The 15,656-nt window shown below is 66.8% G+C and carries 16 protein-coding genes and 1 tRNA gene; 12 read left to right on the top strand and 5 right to left on the bottom strand.

Annotated elements, in window-relative coordinates; all coding sequences use genetic code 11:
• Positions 1-30 precede the first annotated feature (30 nt).
• Both LG299_RS03085 and hemE read right to left on the bottom strand, forming a co-directional pair.
• On the bottom strand, positions 31-1,254 hold the full coding sequence (locus LG299_RS03085; protein WP_404433423.1) for a protoporphyrinogen/coproporphyrinogen oxidase: 1,224 nt from the start codon (positions 1,252-1,254) through the stop codon (positions 31-33).
• Positions 1,247-2,305: a uroporphyrinogen decarboxylase gene (hemE, locus tag LG299_RS03080; protein WP_404433421.1), complete on the bottom strand. Its 1,059-nt coding sequence runs from the start codon at positions 2,303-2,305 to the stop codon at positions 1,247-1,249. Before hemE ends, LG299_RS03085 begins: the two co-directional genes overlap by 8 nt.
• Before the next feature lie 17 nt (positions 2,306-2,322).
• Between hemE and LG299_RS03075 the strand changes: the two genes are divergently transcribed.
• The 3 genes from LG299_RS03075 to LG299_RS03065 all read left to right on the top strand — a co-directional run bounded on the left by LG299_RS03075 (position 2,323) and on the right by LG299_RS03065 (position 4,790).
• Positions 2,323-3,567: a glutamyl-tRNA reductase gene (locus tag LG299_RS03075; RefSeq protein ID WP_404433419.1), complete on the top strand. Its 1,245-nt coding sequence runs from the start codon at positions 2,323-2,325 to the stop codon at positions 3,565-3,567.
• Between the two features lie 75 nt (positions 3,568-3,642).
• The gene (locus LG299_RS03070) at positions 3,643-4,395 is read left to right on the top strand and encodes a hypothetical protein (protein WP_404433417.1); all 753 of its coding nucleotides are present in this window, start codon (positions 3,643-3,645) and stop codon (positions 4,393-4,395) included.
• A 194-nt stretch (positions 4,396-4,589) separates the two neighbouring features.
• Complete coding sequence (locus LG299_RS03065) at positions 4,590-4,790, top strand: hypothetical protein (protein ID WP_404433415.1); 201 nt, start codon at positions 4,590-4,592, stop codon at positions 4,788-4,790.
• An 8-nt stretch (positions 4,791-4,798) separates the two neighbouring features.
• Here the strand turns inward: LG299_RS03065 and LG299_RS03060 are convergent, their stop codons facing one another.
• Entirely contained in the window at positions 4,799-5,707 is a 909-nt protein-coding gene (locus LG299_RS03060; protein WP_404433413.1) for an aminoglycoside phosphotransferase family protein, read from the bottom strand.
• Between the two features lie 100 nt (positions 5,708-5,807).
• On the opposite strand from LG299_RS03060, the gene LG299_RS03055 reads away from it, so the two are divergent.
• Genes LG299_RS03055 through LG299_RS03040 form a run of 4 tightly spaced genes read left to right on the top strand, consistent with a single transcriptional unit; the run spans position 5,808 to position 9,997 of the window.
• Entirely contained in the window at positions 5,808-6,587 is a 780-nt protein-coding gene (locus LG299_RS03055) for a DeoR/GlpR family DNA-binding transcription regulator (RefSeq protein WP_404434776.1), read from the top strand.
• Positions 6,584-7,534 (top strand): 1-phosphofructokinase family hexose kinase, encoded by a 951-nt coding sequence (locus LG299_RS03050; protein ID WP_404433411.1) that lies wholly within the window; start codon positions 6,584-6,586, stop codon positions 7,532-7,534. The genes LG299_RS03055 and LG299_RS03050 overlap by 4 nt, the downstream gene beginning before the upstream one ends.
• Positions 7,535-7,594: 60 nt before the next feature.
• Entirely contained in the window at positions 7,595-9,679 is a 2,085-nt protein-coding gene (locus tag LG299_RS03045) for a fructose-specific PTS transporter subunit EIIC (protein ID WP_404433409.1), read from the top strand.
• A gap of 48 nt (positions 9,680-9,727) precedes the next feature.
• Positions 9,728-9,997 carry an HPr family phosphocarrier protein gene (locus tag LG299_RS03040; protein ID WP_404433407.1) on the top strand — a complete coding sequence of 90 codons (270 nt, stop codon included), beginning with the start codon at positions 9,728-9,730 and terminating at the stop codon, positions 9,995-9,997.
• Between the two features lie 83 nt (positions 9,998-10,080).
• Here the strand turns inward: LG299_RS03040 and LG299_RS03035 are convergent, their stop codons facing one another.
• Positions 10,081-10,719, bottom strand: coding sequence for an MBL fold metallo-hydrolase (locus LG299_RS03035; protein WP_404433405.1), 639 nt, complete (start codon positions 10,717-10,719; stop codon positions 10,081-10,083).
• Positions 10,720-10,826: 107 nt separating this feature from the next.
• On the opposite strand from LG299_RS03035, the gene LG299_RS03030 reads away from it, so the two are divergent.
• A tRNA-Glu gene (locus tag LG299_RS03030) sits at positions 10,827-10,902 on the top strand.
• 17 nt (positions 10,903-10,919) lie between these two features.
• On the opposite strand, the gene LG299_RS03025 is transcribed toward LG299_RS03030, so the two are convergent.
• Complete coding sequence (locus tag LG299_RS03025; RefSeq protein ID WP_404433403.1) at positions 10,920-11,471, bottom strand: GNAT family N-acetyltransferase; 552 nt, start codon at positions 11,469-11,471, stop codon at positions 10,920-10,922.
• A 165-nt stretch (positions 11,472-11,636) separates the two neighbouring features.
• On the opposite strand from LG299_RS03025, the gene LG299_RS03020 reads away from it, so the two are divergent.
• The 4 genes from LG299_RS03020 to LG299_RS03005 all read left to right on the top strand — a co-directional run bounded on the left by LG299_RS03020 (position 11,637) and on the right by LG299_RS03005 (position 15,644).
• Positions 11,637-11,930 carry a YchJ family protein gene (locus LG299_RS03020; RefSeq protein ID WP_404433401.1) on the top strand — a complete coding sequence of 98 codons (294 nt, stop codon included), beginning with the start codon at positions 11,637-11,639 and terminating at the stop codon, positions 11,928-11,930.
• Positions 11,930-13,192: an MFS transporter gene (locus tag LG299_RS03015; protein WP_404433399.1), complete on the top strand. Its 1,263-nt coding sequence runs from the start codon at positions 11,930-11,932 to the stop codon at positions 13,190-13,192. Before LG299_RS03020 ends, LG299_RS03015 begins: the two co-directional genes overlap by 1 nt.
• A gap of 88 nt (positions 13,193-13,280) precedes the next feature.
• Entirely contained in the window at positions 13,281-13,862 is a 582-nt protein-coding gene (locus tag LG299_RS03010; RefSeq protein ID WP_404433397.1) for a PadR family transcriptional regulator, read from the top strand.
• 36 nt (positions 13,863-13,898) lie between these two features.
• Positions 13,899-15,644 carry an ABC1 kinase family protein gene (locus tag LG299_RS03005; protein WP_404433395.1) on the top strand — a complete coding sequence of 582 codons (1,746 nt, stop codon included), beginning with the start codon at positions 13,899-13,901 and terminating at the stop codon, positions 15,642-15,644.
• Positions 15,645-15,656 lie beyond the last annotated feature (12 nt).

Genomic DNA, 15,656 nt, shown 5'->3' with positions numbered 1-15,656 from the left:
CCTATCCTCGCCCCTCGACGGTGGGTTGGGCTAATCCGAATTGCCCACAAGCAGGTCTAGCGCGATGCGCTCAGCGTGCGCGATGATCCCGGCGATCCCCGACCCCGCCACGGTCTCACCGACGACTGCCGCGAGGTCAGGCGGGCTCACCGTGATCGCCTCGGGCCGGGTCCACACAATCTGCGCCGCAGCATCGACTGTGGGCAATGGCACCCCGAGCAGCGTTTCGGCATCGACGCGAGCGCGGTTGATGAGGTCGGCATCGCGCACCTCGCCGTCGTACGACAGGCGCAGCACGTGCCGCCCGTTCGTGCGCTCCCAGAGCCACGGCCACTTCGCCGTGGCGTGCGTGAGCGCCCGAGCGCCGATGCGTGACGTTCCATCGGCCACGAGCACACCGGTGCCTCGAGGCGCGGCATCCAAATCGTCCTGTCTCGCGACAAGCGTCACCAGCGTGATCTTGCGCCCAGCGCCCGGGTCGCTGGGCGCCGCGAGCACCATCGGGCGGGCCGCGCGGTGGCTCGCCGGATCGATGCGTGAGCCGTACCGCACCTCAACGCCGAGCCGATCGAGCTCACCAGCGAGAGCATCGATCAGCCGATGCACGCCGCCGCGCAGCCCCGCCACGGCGGATCCAGCCGGGGAGTCCGCTCGGAGGCGAGCGACAGCAGTGCCGAGCCCTCCCGTCTCGACGACCATCTGCCAGAGCGCCGGGTGCGCACGCGCAATCGTAAGGTCGTCGGGGTTCATGGAGTGCACGCCGCGCACCACCGGCGCGACGAGCAAGTTGAGCACTGGTTCGCCCATCCTGCCCCTCACGAGTGCGCCGAAGCTCTCGGGCGCGACGCCCGTCACCGGTGCGAGATCGAGCACCGCGGCACGGCGGGCCTGCTCGGGACCGACCTGCGCAACCACGTCCGCCGCCAGTGGGTCAGCAGGCACTCCGAGCAAGCTCGTCGCCGGAAGGGGCCGCGCGTACCCGGTCGTGGGGTGCAACCACGCGGCGAGAGGCGCCGGCGAGACCACATCGGCAGCGAGGCCGAGCTCTTCAGCGAGGGCCGCCACCACACCGCCGCGGACCGCGAAGCTCTCGGCGCCGGCATCCAGCACAATTCCTGCGACCTCGTGCCGTGCCAGCGTTCCGCCGAGATGATCGGATGCCTCGTGCACAATAACGCGCGCGCCGCCGAGGGCGAGGCGGCGCGCGGTGACGAGCCCCGCGATTCCGCCGCCGACGACGTCGAAGTCAGGCATGCGCGTGAACGAACTCCACGATCCGCGTCAGCACGTCGGGGTCGGTGTCCGGCGGCACGCCGTGACCGAGGTTCACGACGTGCGCGGGCGCTGCGAGACCGCGGGCAAGGACATCCCGGACGTGGGCTTCGATGACCGGCCACGGGGCAGTGAGCAACGCGGGGTCGATGTTGCCCTGGAGCGGAACGGTGTCACCGAGGCGGCGCGATGCTTCGTCGAGCGGGAGCCGCCAGTCGACGCCCATAACATCGGCGCCGATCCCGTGCATGGCTCCGAGCAATTCGCCCGTGCCGATCCCGAAGTGGACGATCGGGACGCCGAGAGCCTTCGCGGGCGCGATTGCTGCGGCAGAGTGGCGTGCGACGTGCTCGGTGTAGTCGGCGAGGCTCAGTGACCCCGCCCAGGAGTCGAAGAGTTGTCCGGCCGAAGCGCCGGCCCCGATCTGTGCGGCAAGAAACGCGCCGGTGATCTCCGAACACCACCGCAGCAGCGCTGACCACGTTTCAGGGTCGGAGTGCATCAACGCTCGGGTGCGCAGCTGTTCCTTGGATGGCCCACCCTCGACGAGGTACGAGGCGAGCGTGTAGGGGGCACCGGCGAACCCGATGAGCGGGGTTGCGCCGAGTTGCGCGACCGTCATGGTGACAGCGTCTCGCACGGGTGCCAGCGCTTCGGGATCCAGCGGCGGGAGGGCCGCGACATCTGCTGCCGTTCGCACGGGGCTCGCCAAGACGGGACCTCGCCCGGCGACGATCGTGACATCGACCCCGGCGAGACGCACCGGGATGACGATGTCGCTGAAGAAGATCGCGGCATCGACGTGGTGCCGACGCACCGGCTGCAGGGTTATCTCACTTGCGAGCTCAGGTGTGAGGCATGCGTCGAGCATGTCGGTGCCCACACGCAAATCGCGATACTCGGGCAACGAGCGTCCCGCCTGACGCATGAACCAGATCGGCGTCTTTTCGGGGCGCATTCCGCGGTACGCGCGAACGAGCGCGGAATCCTCATGGCGATTGGTGACGGAAGGTAGCGCGTAGGGGGAAGACACCCCTTAAGATTAGGCTCGTGTTGCTGTGTCTGACCGCGAATCATCGAATCGCCAGCCTTGAGTTGCTGGAGCGGTTGAGCGTCGGCGCACCAGCTGCCACACGGGCCTTGGTCGATAACGAGAGCTTTGTCACGGGAGCGGTGGTGCTCGCCACCTGTAGCCGCTTCGAGGCCTATCTCGACATCGATGAGCCGCTGACGGCAGCCCGAACGGTAGCGGTCGAATCGGTGCTTGACTCGATGGCTGCGGCCAGCCAGGTGTCGGTGTCAGAGTTGCGTGCCTCGATCGCCGTTCACGAGGGACCCGCAGTCGCCGCTCACCTCTTCGCAGTGACGAGTGGGCTCGAGTCGGTCGTCGTCGGCGAAGAAGAGATCTCGGGTCAGGTGAGCCGGGCACTCCATGCCGCTCGGGTCGACGGAACCACCAGCGGCGATCTCGAACGTCTCTTTCAGAAAGCAACGCACACCAGCCGCGGGGTGCGCAATCGCACCGATCTGCACGGAGCGCACCGTTCGCTCGTCCGACTGGCGCTGGACCTCGCATCCAGCCGCGTGACCGACTGGACGAAAGCCCGAGTGCTTGTCGTGGGCACGGGACGCTACGCCGCAACCGCCGTTGGTGCGCTTCGGGCCCAGGGCGCGAGTGACATTGAGGTCTACTCGCCCTCAGGGCGCGCGTCCGCTTTTGCCGCAGCACGCGGTATTGCGGTTGCGCAGTCATTCCCCTTGGCTGCGGCATCTGCCGATGTCATCGTCACGTGCACGACGGATGCCGTCCTTCACGCCGACTCGTTCACGCCCGGGCATCGGCTCCTTGTGATCGATCTGGGATTGCCGCGCAATGTCGCACCCGATGTGGCGAGTGTCGCCGGGGTCGAACTGCTCGACCTCGAGACGATCCGCCTGCATGCTTCGCTGGACGAGTTCCAGGCGCCCGAGCACGCGCGCGCGCTCGTGTGCACCGCAGCATCCGAATTCTCCGCCGACCTCGCGGCCGGGCCAGCGATCACGGCACTCCGTGGTGAGGTGCACGCTGTGCTCGAGGCAGAGGTCGCCCGGGCGCGCGCACGGGGCGCCGATGACGCCACGGAGGCGGCGCTGCGCCACCTGGCGGGTGTTCTCCTCCACGGGCCGTCGGTGCGTATCCGCGAGCTCGCGGCGGAAGGCCGCATCGCCGAGGTCGCTTCGGCGCTGGAGCTCCTGCACGGCGTCCGCGCAGAGCCTGCAGCCGCCATCGCCGACGACGTCGCGCACTCCGCCTGAATCACCGCTCGTCGGCTGCGAAAGCGATGGAGTTCTCCCGGCGATGGCACGCTGCATCCGCCCCATAATGGTCAGATGGATGCTCCGTCGCAGACGCCCGAGCGGTCCGACGAACTCGCCGACTTGAGGCGCAGGGCGTATGGTCCCGACGCAGACATTCACGATGACCGCGAGGCGGTGGCTCGACTCCACGAACTGGAAGCGCGCGAACGCGACCAGCCGCGACCGACTCCGCAATCCCAGCTCCCGCTGGCGCAACATCCGCAGCACAGCGCCACGCCGCGACCGGCGAGGACCGCTGAACGTTTGCCCGTCGATCGCCCTGCGCCCCCTGTGCCTACGCTGCACCTGACGCAGCCCTGGTGGCGGCGCACCCCGGTGTGGGCAATCGCAGCGGCAACTGCGGCGATCGGTCTGATACTCGGAGCGGCGGGCGCAGCATCCCTCCTCACTCCCGCTGAGCCCGACTTCACCTTGCGTCCGCTGTCCACGCCGGGGGACCGGGGCGCGGACTGGAACAGCGTCGTCGGATCCTGGGGAATGGATCCCGGTTCAGAGGTGCCGTTCGAGGCGTTCGGCGGTGTGGATGTGTGGACCATCACCGATGAGCGCGGCGCGCGGTGCATCATGCTGACTCGGCTCGGTGACCCGATGTGGAGCCAGTGCGCACCCACCGGACTCGATACGATCCTCGACTACACGGTGTTTCCGGGCGAGACTGCGCTCGGCAAATCACTTCCCGTGGGCACGGTCGTTCGATTCGTCGCGAAGGATGAAGTCATCGAGGTGTGGGTGGCTATCCCGGACGAAACCGAGGCGTCTCCTTAGCCCGCCGGTCATCCTCGCTGAACCTCGTGCAGTGCTTCGAGACCCAGCCGCTTGTATTCGGGGTTGTCGTCACTTTGCTCGATCAGCAGCAGGCCGACCGCTGATGCCCATCCGCGGGCTCGCACCCACGTAGCGTCGTCATAACGTCCGGAGGTCGCGGCGATGAAGTCTTCGCGGCCATCGCGCGGTGCATCATGCTGACTCGGCTCGGTGACCCGATGTGGAGCCAGTGCGCACCCACCGGACTCGATACGATCCTCGACTACACGGTGTTTCCGGGCGAGACTGCGCTCGGCAAATCACTTCCCGTGGGCACGGTCGTTCGATTCGTCGCGAAGGATGAAGTCATCGAGGTGTGGGTGGCTATCCCGGACGAAACCGAGGCGTCTCCTTAGCCCGCCGGTCATCCTCGCTGAACCTCGTGCAGTGCTTCGAGACCCAGCCGCTTGTATTCGGGGTTGTCGTCACTTTGCTCGATCAGCAGCAGGCCGACCGCTGATGCCCATCCGCGGGCTCGCACCCACGTAGCGTCGTCATAACGTCCGGAGGTCGCGGCGATGAAGTCTTCGCGGCCATCGCTGTCGAAGGCAAGCCATGCCACCCCGAGGTCGTAGGCCGGGTCGCCGCCGGTCACATCACCGAAGTCGATGATGCCCACGAGCGCGTCGCGTTGAGCGATGAGATTGCCGGGGTGGAGGTCTCCGTGCACCCACACAGGAGGGTCCGCCCACGGCTGGACGGCGATTGCGGCCCTCCAGGCATCGTGCGCGTCGTCAAGAAGTGCGGAGTGGATGCTGCCACCTTTGCGCACCAGATCGAATCGTTGCTCGACAATCGCAGCTCGCTGCGCGAGCGGCACTCCACGGCCGGGGTTCGGCGGGAAGTCGGGGTCGGCGGGCACGTGCAGAGCCCCGAGCGCGGCAGCGAGGATCGGCGCCCACGCGCCACGCTCCGACCGGGGCACTTCGAGCCCGACCACCCCAGCAATCCAGCGGACGACAGACCACGGCCACGGGTAGTTCGCGACAGGGCCGCCAGTGATCACGGGCCGAGGAACGTGAACCCCGATGGCTTCGATCGTCGTCGCGACGCGGGGGAGCACGAGCGCTTCGTTCCCGATGAGCCGCGCGGCCATCGCCCTGCGAGGCAACCGCACGGCAAGTTCGGTGCCGAGTCGCCAGATTTCGCAGTCCCAGCCTTCGGCGACTTTGCGGAGCGAGAGGTGCGAAGTGTCGGCCACAACACCCGACGCCAGCAGTGTCCGCACGAGGGGCTCATCGATCAGCATCTCAGCGGCGGGTTTGTCAGGCACGCCTCGACGATAGCCGTGTCGGCGCGGAGAAAGACAAAACCACTTGCGCCTGTGTTGGTTTATGTTGTAATGTGTGGGAAATCCCGACGAAGGGCTCAAAGTGTACGCAACGGAGCGCCAAGTGCTCATCGAACGCCAGCTCGCCGCCGCAGGGCGCGTGAGCGTGGTCGAGCTTGCACGGTCCTTCGACGTCACCACCGAGACGGTACGACGTGATCTCGATCAGCTCGAGCAGTCCGGTGCGTTGCGCCGCGTCCACGGTGGTGCGGTTCCCCCCGAACGCGGAAGCACAATCGAAGCGTCCTTGCCGGAACGTCGTCTGCGCCAGAGCGACGCGAAGTCCGCCATTGCCCGTCGTGCTCTGGAGGTGCTCGGCGAGGGGTTCCGCGGCTCGGTCTTCCTCGACGCCGGCACCACCACCGCAGCGATCGCCGCGCAGTTGTCGGTACGTCTGGCCGGAGCATCCATTGACGTGGTCACTCACGCTCTCCCGTTGGCATCCCTGCTCGCCGAGGCGGAGCAATCCTCGCTCACCCTGGTGGGTGGGCGGGTGCGTGGAATCACTGCGGCAGCCGTCGGTTCTGACACGGTGCGCACCATCGGCACGCTGCGCCCCGACATCGCCTTCATCGGGACGAACGGGGTCTCGGCTGAGTTCGGTCTCAGCACTCCCGACCCCGAAGAGGCCGCAGTGAAATCGGCCATCGTCCGCGCTGCACGTCGTGTGGTCGTCGTCGCCGACAGTGAGAAGCTCGGCAGCGAGCGGCTCGTCTCGTTCGCAGCGCTTGCCGACATCGACGTCCTGGTCACCGATGCTGCCCCCGACGCAAAACTCAGCCAGGCCCTGGCCGACGCCGACGTGGAGGTATGGATCGCATGATCATCACCCTGACCGCAAACCCGTCCCTCGACCGAACGATCACCCTCGAAGGGCCACTTCTTGCGGGTGAGGTCCAGGCAGCGGCTTCGGAGCGGGAAGATGCCGGTGGCAAGGGCATCAATGTGACCCGGGTCGTCTCTGCAGCCGGCATCGCCTCTCGTGCCGTGCTTCCTCTCGCGATCGATGACCCTTTCGACACCGCATTGCGCGCTGCCCGAGTCGAGACCGTCCGCATCGAGATCGCGGGTCGCGCTCGCTCGAACGTCACGATCGCCGACCCCGCCGGTGTCACCACCAAGCTCAATCTGCCCGGTGCAACGCTCACCGAGGCCGAGGCATCCGCCATCGTCGATGCGGTCGTCCGCGAAAGCGCCGGTGCGCACTGGCTGGTTCTGGCCGGATCGCTGCCGCCCGGCGCCGGCGATGACTTCTACGTCCGCGTGATCGACGCCGTGCGTGGCACGCAGGGGACGGATGCTCCGCTCATCGCCGTCGACACCTCCGGCGCGGCGCTGACCGCGGTCGTCGAGCGCGGCGCGCCTGACCTCATCAAGCCGAACGACGAGGAGCTCGCCGACCTGGTCGGGGCGCCGATCGACGGCGCCGAGGACGGCCTCGCCCAGCGCGTGCTCGAGGCAGCCCGGGCGCTGGTTCCCGCTCGCGTCCGGGCTGCACTGGTCACGCTCGGCGCACAGGGAGCAGTGCTCATCACTGCCGATGGCGCGTGGGCGGCGACGCCTCCGAAGATCCGCGTGCGGAGCACCGTCGGCGCGGGCGACAGTTCGCTCGCCGGCTACCTGCTCGCCGAGTCGGAGGGCGCCGACCCCGCCGAGCGCCTCAGCCGGTCGATTCGCTACGGTGCGGCCGCGGCATCGCTTCCCGGAACGCAAGCGCCAGCTCCTGAAAACCTGCCTGCCGGCGACGTCACCGTCACCCGCCTCGAATAGTTCACAACCAGACAAGCCCATCCACCACTCACCCCGCAGTATCGACCACTGGAGGTCACCGTGTCCGACACCATCACCCCAGCCCTCGTCAGCCTTGACGTCGGCCTCGGCGCAGACAAGAGCGCCGTGATCCGAGCCCTCGCCGAACGCGTCGTCGCGCAGGGCCGCGCCACCGATGCCGACGCCCTCTACGCCGATGCGTGGGCGCGGGAGCAGAAGGATGAGACCGGACTGCCCGGTGGCATCGCGATTCCCCACGCCAAGAGCGCAGCCGTCACCGAGGCATCGCTGGCGTTCGCGCGGCTGAGCCCGGGTGTCGAGTTCGGAGCTGACGACGGTCCCGCCGACCTGGTCTTCTTGATCGCGGCACCCGCGGGTGCCGCCGAAGCCCACCTCGCCGTGCTGTCGAAGCTCGCTCGCAGCCTGATGCAGGACGATTTCACGAGCGGTCTGCGTGCTGCAACGACGAACGAAGAGGTCGTCGCGATCGTGCAGAACGCGATCGGCGAGGGGGATGCCTCGCCAGTCCCCGGCTATGTTGTGCCCGCTGCTGCCGCAGCCGTGCCGCCGGTCGCCGCCGCCGCTCCTGTGGCCGGAGCATCCGGTCTCACCGTCGATGGACGGCCCGCCCGGATCGTCGCGGTCACCTCGTGCGCCACCGGTATCGCGCACACCTTCATGGCTGCCGACGCGCTGACTGCCGCAGGAAAGAAGGACGGCGTCGACCTGGTCGTCGAGCCGCAGGGGTCCAGCGGATACCAGGCGATCGACCCGTCGATCATCGACAGTGCCGACGCCGTCATCTTTGCCACTGACGTGGACGTGCGCGGACTCGAGCGCTTCGCCGGCAAGCCGGTCGTTCGCTCGGGTGTCAAGCGCGGTATCGAGGCGCCCAGTGTGCTGATCGCCGACGCTGTGGCCGCCGCCAACAACCCGAACGCCAACCGAGTGCAGGCGGGGACGGGCGCAGTATCGACGACGACGAGCACCGAGAACCTGTCGTGGGGTGCGCGCATCCAGCGCATTCTGCTGACCGGCGTCAGCTACATGATCCCGTTCGTCGCCGGTGGTGGTCTACTGATCGCTCTCGGCTTCCTGCTCGGTGGCTATCTCGTCACCGACAACGCTGCGAACGTCATCATTCAGAACTCGCTGTGGGACCTGCCCACCGAAGACATCACCAGCGACTTCGGTCCGCTCGGCCAGTACCTCGGCTCGGTGTTCTTCATGATCGGTGCGACCTCGATGGGCTTCTTGGTCTCTGCACTCTCCGGCTACATCGCATTCGCGATCGCTGACCGCCCGGGTATCGCACCGGGCTTCGTCGCCGGTGCCGTCGCGGTGCTCATGAACGCGGGCTTCATCGGCGGCATCGTCGGCGGTTTGCTCGCCGGTTTCATCGCGTGGTGGGTGGGCTCTTGGAGCGTTCCGCGATGGCTGCGTGGTCTGATGCCCGTCGTGATCATTCCGCTGTTGGCGTCCATCGTCGCCTCGGGTCTGATGATCCTCTTCTTCGGTCGCCCCATTGCGTCGCTGATGGAGGCTATGAGTGCGGGGCTGAACAACCTCGCTGGCACCGCAGGCATCATCGTCGTCGGCATCGTCTTGGGACTCATGATGTGCTTCGACCTGGGCGGACCCGTCAACAAGGTGGCCTACGCGTTCGCTGTCGCAGGGCTCGCCGCGGCCACCGCAGACAACCCCACGCCCTACCTGATCATGGGTGCCGTCATGGCCGCCGGAATGGTTCCGCCGCTCGCCATGGCGCTGGCATCCACCGTTCTCCGCCCGAAGGTCTTCACCCCGGTCGAGCGTGAGAACGGTAAAGCTGCCTGGCTGCTGGGCGCCGCCTTCATCAGCGAAGGCGCGATTCCGTTCGCGGCGGCCGACCCGCTGCGCGTCATCCCCGCCTCACTGGTCGGTGGCGCTGTCACCGGTGGCCTGAGCATGGCGTTCGCGGTGCAGTCGCTCGCTCCGCACGGCGGAGTGTTCGTCCTCTTCGCGATCAACCCGTGGTGGGGGTTCCTTCTCGCGATCCTGGCCGGTACCGTCGTGACAGCGCTCATTGTCGTCGCCCTCAAGACCTGGGTCGGCCGCAAAGAGCTCGAAGAGGCCGAAGCGCCGATGATGGCCGTCGCGGTCTGAACGTCGCCAGGCCGAGATCCGACAGATAAGTCCGACGAGGGGAAGACCATGGCAGAACGCCAAGCCACCATCGCCAGCAGTTCCGGATTGCACGCACGACCGGCCAAGCTGTTCGTGCAGGCAGTCAAAGAGCAGAGTGTGCCCGTGACCATCGCGGCCCCGGGCGGGCCCGACCTCAACGCCGGCAGCATCCTGTCGCTGATGGGACTCGGTGCATCGAACGGCACCGTTGTCACACTCAAGGCTGAGGGCGAAGGAGCAGACGAGGCGCTCGACGCACTGGTTGCCCTGCTCGAGACGGATCTCGACGCCGAGTAGTCCTCGAGCGCACGACCAAACGACGGATGCCGCGGCCCGAAGCCGGCGCGGCATCCGTCGTTTCGTGTCGTCGAGCCGTCTGTCTAGAGGTCGATTGATTGGGTCGGGTCGAGTTCGAAGAACTCTCCACCACCCTGCTCGGTCGCCCACTTCAGTCGCGCACGACCCATGTCGCGCCCGACGACCGCGAGGGTCATGTCGTGCGTGCCGAACGCACGACGGGGCTTGACCGCGAGGACGAAGTCCATCGCTTCGCCGATCTTCAGCCACGGCGCGCCCACGGGAGCTGCAAGGAGCTCGACCTTGACGCCCTTGGGCACCGCGTACGAGTCTCCGGGGTAGTACAGCGTGTCGTTCACGAGCACACCGACATTGTCGACGACCGGGATCGATTCGTGGATGACGGCGTGCTCGCCGCCGTAGAACTTCATGATGAACGGGTCGATCGTGAGGGTGTCGCCGGGATTCACGACGATCACGTCGTAGCCCGCTGCCGCGTCTGCCACCCCCTGAGGCCCGTAGATCGGCACGCCGGGGGCAGCCTTGCGGATGCGATCGAGCTGGTCGGGAGACCAGTGGTCGGCATGCTCGTGCGTGATGACGACCGCGATCGTCTTGCTGAGGTTCTCGATCGGGAGTGTGAAAGAACCCGGGTCGATGATCAGGGTGCTGCCGTCGATGTCGACGCGCAGCGTGGCGTGCTCAAACTTGGTTACTCGCATGAGCAGAGTCAACGGTGTCAGAAGGCGTTCGGCAAGCGATCGCGCAGAGTGGCGCTCGATTTGTTGAGGATGCCTCAGCCATGGCATAATCGAACGGTTGTCGCAACGGCCCCATCGTATAGCGGCCTAGTACGCCGCCCTCTCACGGCGGTAACGCGGGTTCGAATCCCGCTGGGGTCACCACTCAAAAGTCCTCCGGGTTACCGGGGGACTTTTGCTTTTGCCGGTGGATTTTCCGGTGCGTGCGGACGCTCGGCTCGGAAGATCAGTCCGAGTCCTCCACTGAAATCCGCGCCGTGGACACCGGCAGAGGTCCCGACAAGTTCGAATCCCAGATTCTCGTGCAAGGCGATCGACACGGTGTTCTGTGCGTTGACGAAGTACCAGGCGATGTCGGCGCGCTCCCAGATCCAGTCGAGCCGCGCCCGGGTGAGCGCGAGCCCCACGCCGCGGCGCCGTTCAGGCGGATCCACGGTGACTCCGGCGAGGTAGTGGCCGCGCCCCGCGAGACCATCCGATCGCGACAGGTAATGAATGGCGGCCCACCCCAAAACCCGGCCGTCGCATTCGGCGACCAAAAGGTGCCGATCCGCATCGGCGATCAGACGCTCGAGGTTGACCTCAGTGCGGCCGGCCGCGACCTGGATCTCGTTCACCCGCGGTGCGTCGAGCGGGCGCGCATCGTGGAGCTTCAGTCGCTCGATCCGAGCCCGTTGCGGTGCATCCGACCATTCCGCGAATCCTGGGGTCACGCGCGGACTCTACCAACTTCCTCCGCGATGCTCACTTAGCCTGAACGCATGCCGATCCGATCCCTCGACAACGCAGCGCCTTGTCCGTGTGGCAGCGGCGACCGATTCGATGGATGCTGCGCGCCTGTCCTCGCAGGAAGCCCGCCGGCGACTGCAGAAGGTCTCATGCGCTCGCGCTATACGGCGTTCGCGGTCGGCGACGCGGAGTACCTGGCCGGGTCGTGGCATCCGGGAAGCAGACCCGAGTCTCTGGAAGTCGACGACGACCTCTCCTGGGCAGGTCTGGAGATCCTCGACACGGAGAGGGGTCAGAGCGGCGATACACGAGGTGTTGTCGAGTTTCGCGCTCACTTCCAGCAGGGCCATGGGCGCGGCGCAAACCGCGGTGTGCTTCGTGAACGCAGTCGCTTCGTCTTCCAGAGCGGTCGATGGTGGTACCTCGACGGCGTGCTCCGCTGATGGTTGCGTCAGCGCGGGATGCTTTCCGTCGCCTGTGGGCCGCCTCGGCGATCAGCTCGTTCGGTACCGCGCTCACAGCTGTCGCGCTCCCGGTGCTGGTGGTTCAGGTGCTCGAGGCCTCGCCGGTGCAAGTCGGGATCGTCGCCGCCGCGCAGTTCGTGCCGTACGCCGTCTTGGGACTGATTGCCGGCGTCTATGTCGATCGCTGGCGCCGTAAACGCGTGCTCGTCTGGGCGAGCGCGGGCCGTGCGGTCGCATTGTGCCTCATCCCGCTTCTCTGGATCATCGACGCACTTGACATCTCGGTGCTTGTGGTCCTCTTGCTCATGTTCGGGTCTCTGCAGGTGTTCGCTTTCGCGGCATCCCAATCGCTTCTTCCGCGCGTCGTGACCCGCGATCGCCTTCTCGTCGCGAACACACGGATTGATCAGACGGATGCTGCGGCCCAGACCGCTGGTCCCGCGCTCGGCGGCGGCCTGGTCGGGCTGCTCGGTGCGCCGCTCGCGATCCTCGTCGACGCGGTTTCGTACCTCGTCGAGGCGGTGCTCATTTCGACCCTGCGAGTCGACGAGCCGCCGCCGGGTGAGCGGGGGAGGCGGAACTTCGTTCATGAAGCGCGGGAAGGTCTCGCCTGGACTTGCCGCCACCGCACACTCGCTCCACTGTCGGTCTCGACGCACGTCTGGTTCGTCGCGAACGCGGCTGCCTTCACCGTGCTCGCACTTTTCGCGCTGCGTGAACTCGATGTCACGCCGTTCGTCTACGGACTTCTCTTCGCCGCTGCCGGAATCGCCATGCTCGCGGGCGCCAGCGCGGCACCGTGGTCCGGCCGGCTCCTCGGAGCCGGGCGGACGATCATCGCCGCCCGCATCGCGTACCCGTTGGCCTGGGCGCCGGTCGCAGTGATCGCCGCCACCGGCGTCGGCGATTCGATTGCGATCGTCGGGCTCTTCGTCGCGATGACACTCCAAGGCATCGTGGCAGGTATCGAGAACCCACACGAGATGGGTTATCGCCAGGCGGTGACGCCCGACGGCATTCTCGGGCGGGTGAGCGCGACCATCCGGTCAGCGAACCGTTCGATGGCGGCCCTCGGAGCACTCCTCGGGGGGATCACGGTGGCGGCGGTGGGTGTCGCGCCGGCGTTCGTGGGGGTCGTGGTGGTGTTCGCGATCGCTGCGCTGATCGCTGGATTCTCGCCGTTGAGGTCCGCGAATCATGATGACTCGGCCGAGCCGTCTGAGGGGTGGAACGGCACCTGAGCGTCTGCCCAGAACTCGACCGCACCCGCTGTGAGCGATATATCGTTATATATCGGCGACACTCTGAGGTCGCGCACAGGAGGACATCATGAGTGGGTCATTTATGGGCAGCGGCTTCGGCGGCGACATGGGCGGATTCAACCTCGGCAAGTCCGGGTCATCCATCATGGACGCGATGGAGCAGCTCCGCGCCACCTTCGAGCAGAAGGTCGGAACCCGCATGGGCCGCGGTGACGTGCGCGCTGCGGTATTGGCACTGCTCACCGAGCAGCCGATGCACGGCTACCAGATCATCTCTGAGATCGCCGAGCGTAGCCACGGTGCGTGGAAGCCGAGCGCCGGCTCGGTCTACCCGACACTGCAGCTCCTCGCTGACGAGGGACTGATCGTTGCGTCCGAATCGAACGGTCGAAAGACCTACACACTGACGGACGCCGGTCGCACGGTCGCCGAAGCCGCCGGAAACAGCGCTCCGTGGGAATCGACTGGCGCTGGTCAGAGCGCCCCGCGCGATCACTCGAGCATGACTGCTCTGCCCAAGTCCGGCATGGAGCTTGCTCAGGCAGCGGCCCAGGTGGGGCGAACGGGCACACCCGAACAGGTGAAGCAGGCCGTCTCCGTGCTCGATGACGCACGTCGTAAGCTCTACTCGATCCTCGCTCAGGACTGACCCGGTGAGGGCCGGCCGTCGGGGTCTTGGAGACTGATGCCCGACGCACTTGCCCCCCGCGCTCTGAACTCCCGGGCGCGCTACCGACGCATCACCCGGTTCGCCGCACGAGCCATGGCGCTGGCCTGGTGGTTCGAGATCTTTCTGCCGCAGATCGGCCTGGGCGCGGTCGGTGCGCGCGGCAGAGCCGCACGCATGACTCGGCTGGCGAAGCGATTCCACGTGCTGGCGGTTGACCTCGGCGGACTCATGATCAAGGTCGGCCAATTCATGTCCTCGCGTTTGGACGTCTTGCCTCCAGAGATCACGAGCGAGCTCGAGGGACTCCAGGACGAGGTGCCCCCGGTGCCGTTCCCCGCGATTCGCACTCTCGCCGAGGCAGAGTTCGGCGTGCCGCTCGACCGGGCCTACGCCTGGTTCGACGAAACGCCCGTGGCGGCAGCATCCCTCGGTCAAGCACACCGTGCGCGACTCGCGCCGGACTACGCCGCAGAGGTCGGGTTCGAAGATGTCGTCGTCAAGGTGCAGCGCCCCGGGATCGACACGATCGTCGATGTCGATCTGGCCGCACTACGCAAAGTTGCCGGATGGCTGAGCCGAGTGAACCTCGTCTCGCGCCGAGCCGACATGCCGGCGCTGCTCGAAGAGTTCGCGCTCGTCAGCCTCGCTGAGATCGACTACATACACGAGGCAGCCAGCGCCGAACGATTCACCGAGAACGCGGCACACGATCCCCGCGTCGGCGCACCCGAGATCGTGTGGGAGCGCACCACACGCCGAGTTCTTACCCTGTCGGATGTGACTGCGATCAAGATCAACGACGTCGATGCGCTCCGCGCCGCCGGGATCGACCCGGCAGACGTTGCCGCAACCTTCGCCGCGGTCATGTTCGGTCAGCTCTTCGGTGACGGTTTCTTTCACGCCGACCCGCACCCAGGCAACATCTTCGTCACGCCACAGTCTTTCCGGGCGAATCCTGCTGTGGGTGCGGATGCTGCTGTGGGTGCGGATGCTGCCACCCCTCGCTTCCGGTTGACCTTCATCGATTTCGGCATGATGGGCGAGGTTCCACCCACGCTGCGCAGTGGCCTGCGCAAGCTCGTGATCGCCGTTGCTGCACGAAACGGCAAGGGTCTGATCGACGGCATTCGCGACGTCGGCGTGCTGTTACCCTCGGCCGACACGGCCGAGCTCGAGCGCGCGATGACACAGCTCTTCGCCCGATTCGGCGGCATGGGGTTCGCCGAACTCCAACGAGTCGATGAGCGGGAGCTGCGTGACTTTGCGCTCGAGTTCGGCGACGTCATTCGGTCGTTGCCGTTCCAGTTGCCCGAAAACTTCCTCCTGATCATCCGTGCGATGTCTCTGATCTCTGGCGTCTGCAGCTCACTCGAACCCGAATTCAACATCTGGGAAGCCATCGAACCGTACGCCGCGCAGCTCTTGCGTGAGGAGCGTGGCAATGTCGTGCAGGGCTTCGCCAAGGAAGCTGTGACATATGCGGGCACAGTTGCGCGCCTCCCGCAGCGGGTCGACAGTGTTCTGACGCGGATAGAAGACGGAAAGCTCGCCGTCGACACGCCGCGCCTCGATCGTCGCCTTCAGAGGCTGGAGCGCACGGGACGTCGGGCAATCTCGGCCGTTCTCTTCGCCGCACTGTTGATCACCGGCGCAGTGCTCCGTGCGGAGGATCTGGTGTTCGGGACCGTGCTCATGATCGCTTCGGTCGTGCCCCTTGTGCACACGCTCTTCTCCGAGTTCGGGAGCCGCTCATCTCGCTGATGAGCTCGACCG

Origin of the sequence: Microbacterium lacus (genome assembly GCF_044794305.1) — a bacterium.
In the GTDB taxonomy this organism is placed as follows: Bacteria; Actinomycetota; Actinomycetes; order Actinomycetales; family Microbacteriaceae; genus Microbacterium; species Microbacterium lacus_B.
This window is presented reverse-complemented; position numbering and strand designations above follow the sequence as displayed.

Excerpts from the sequence above, each read along its gene's own strand:
- LG299_RS03040 (WP_404433407.1), top strand. The coding sequence starts at position 9,728 with ATGGCAGAACGCCAAGCCACCATCGCCAGCAGTTCCGGATTGCACGCA.
- LG299_RS03005 (WP_404433395.1), top strand. The coding sequence starts at position 13,899 with ATGCCCGACGCACTTGCCCCCCGCGCTCTGAACTCCCGGGCGCGCTAC.
- LG299_RS03015 (WP_404433399.1), top strand. The coding sequence starts at position 11,930 with ATGGTTGCGTCAGCGCGGGATGCTTTCCGTCGCCTGTGGGCCGCCTCG.
- LG299_RS03020 (WP_404433401.1), top strand. The coding sequence starts at position 11,637 with ATGCGCTCGCGCTATACGGCGTTCGCGGTCGGCGACGCGGAGTACCTG.
- LG299_RS03010 (WP_404433397.1), top strand. The coding sequence starts at position 13,281 with ATGAGTGGGTCATTTATGGGCAGCGGCTTCGGCGGCGACATGGGCGGA.
- LG299_RS03085 (WP_404433423.1), bottom strand. The coding sequence starts at position 1,254 with ATGCCTGACTTCGACGTCGTCGGCGGCGGAATCGCGGGGCTCGTCACC.
- LG299_RS03050 (WP_404433411.1), top strand. The coding sequence starts at position 6,584 with ATGATCATCACCCTGACCGCAAACCCGTCCCTCGACCGAACGATCACC.
- LG299_RS03065 (WP_404433415.1), top strand. The coding sequence starts at position 4,590 with ATGCTGACTCGGCTCGGTGACCCGATGTGGAGCCAGTGCGCACCCACC.
- LG299_RS03070 (WP_404433417.1), top strand. The coding sequence starts at position 3,643 with ATGGATGCTCCGTCGCAGACGCCCGAGCGGTCCGACGAACTCGCCGAC.
- LG299_RS03035 (WP_404433405.1), bottom strand. The coding sequence starts at position 10,719 with ATGCGAGTAACCAAGTTTGAGCACGCCACGCTGCGCGTCGACATCGAC.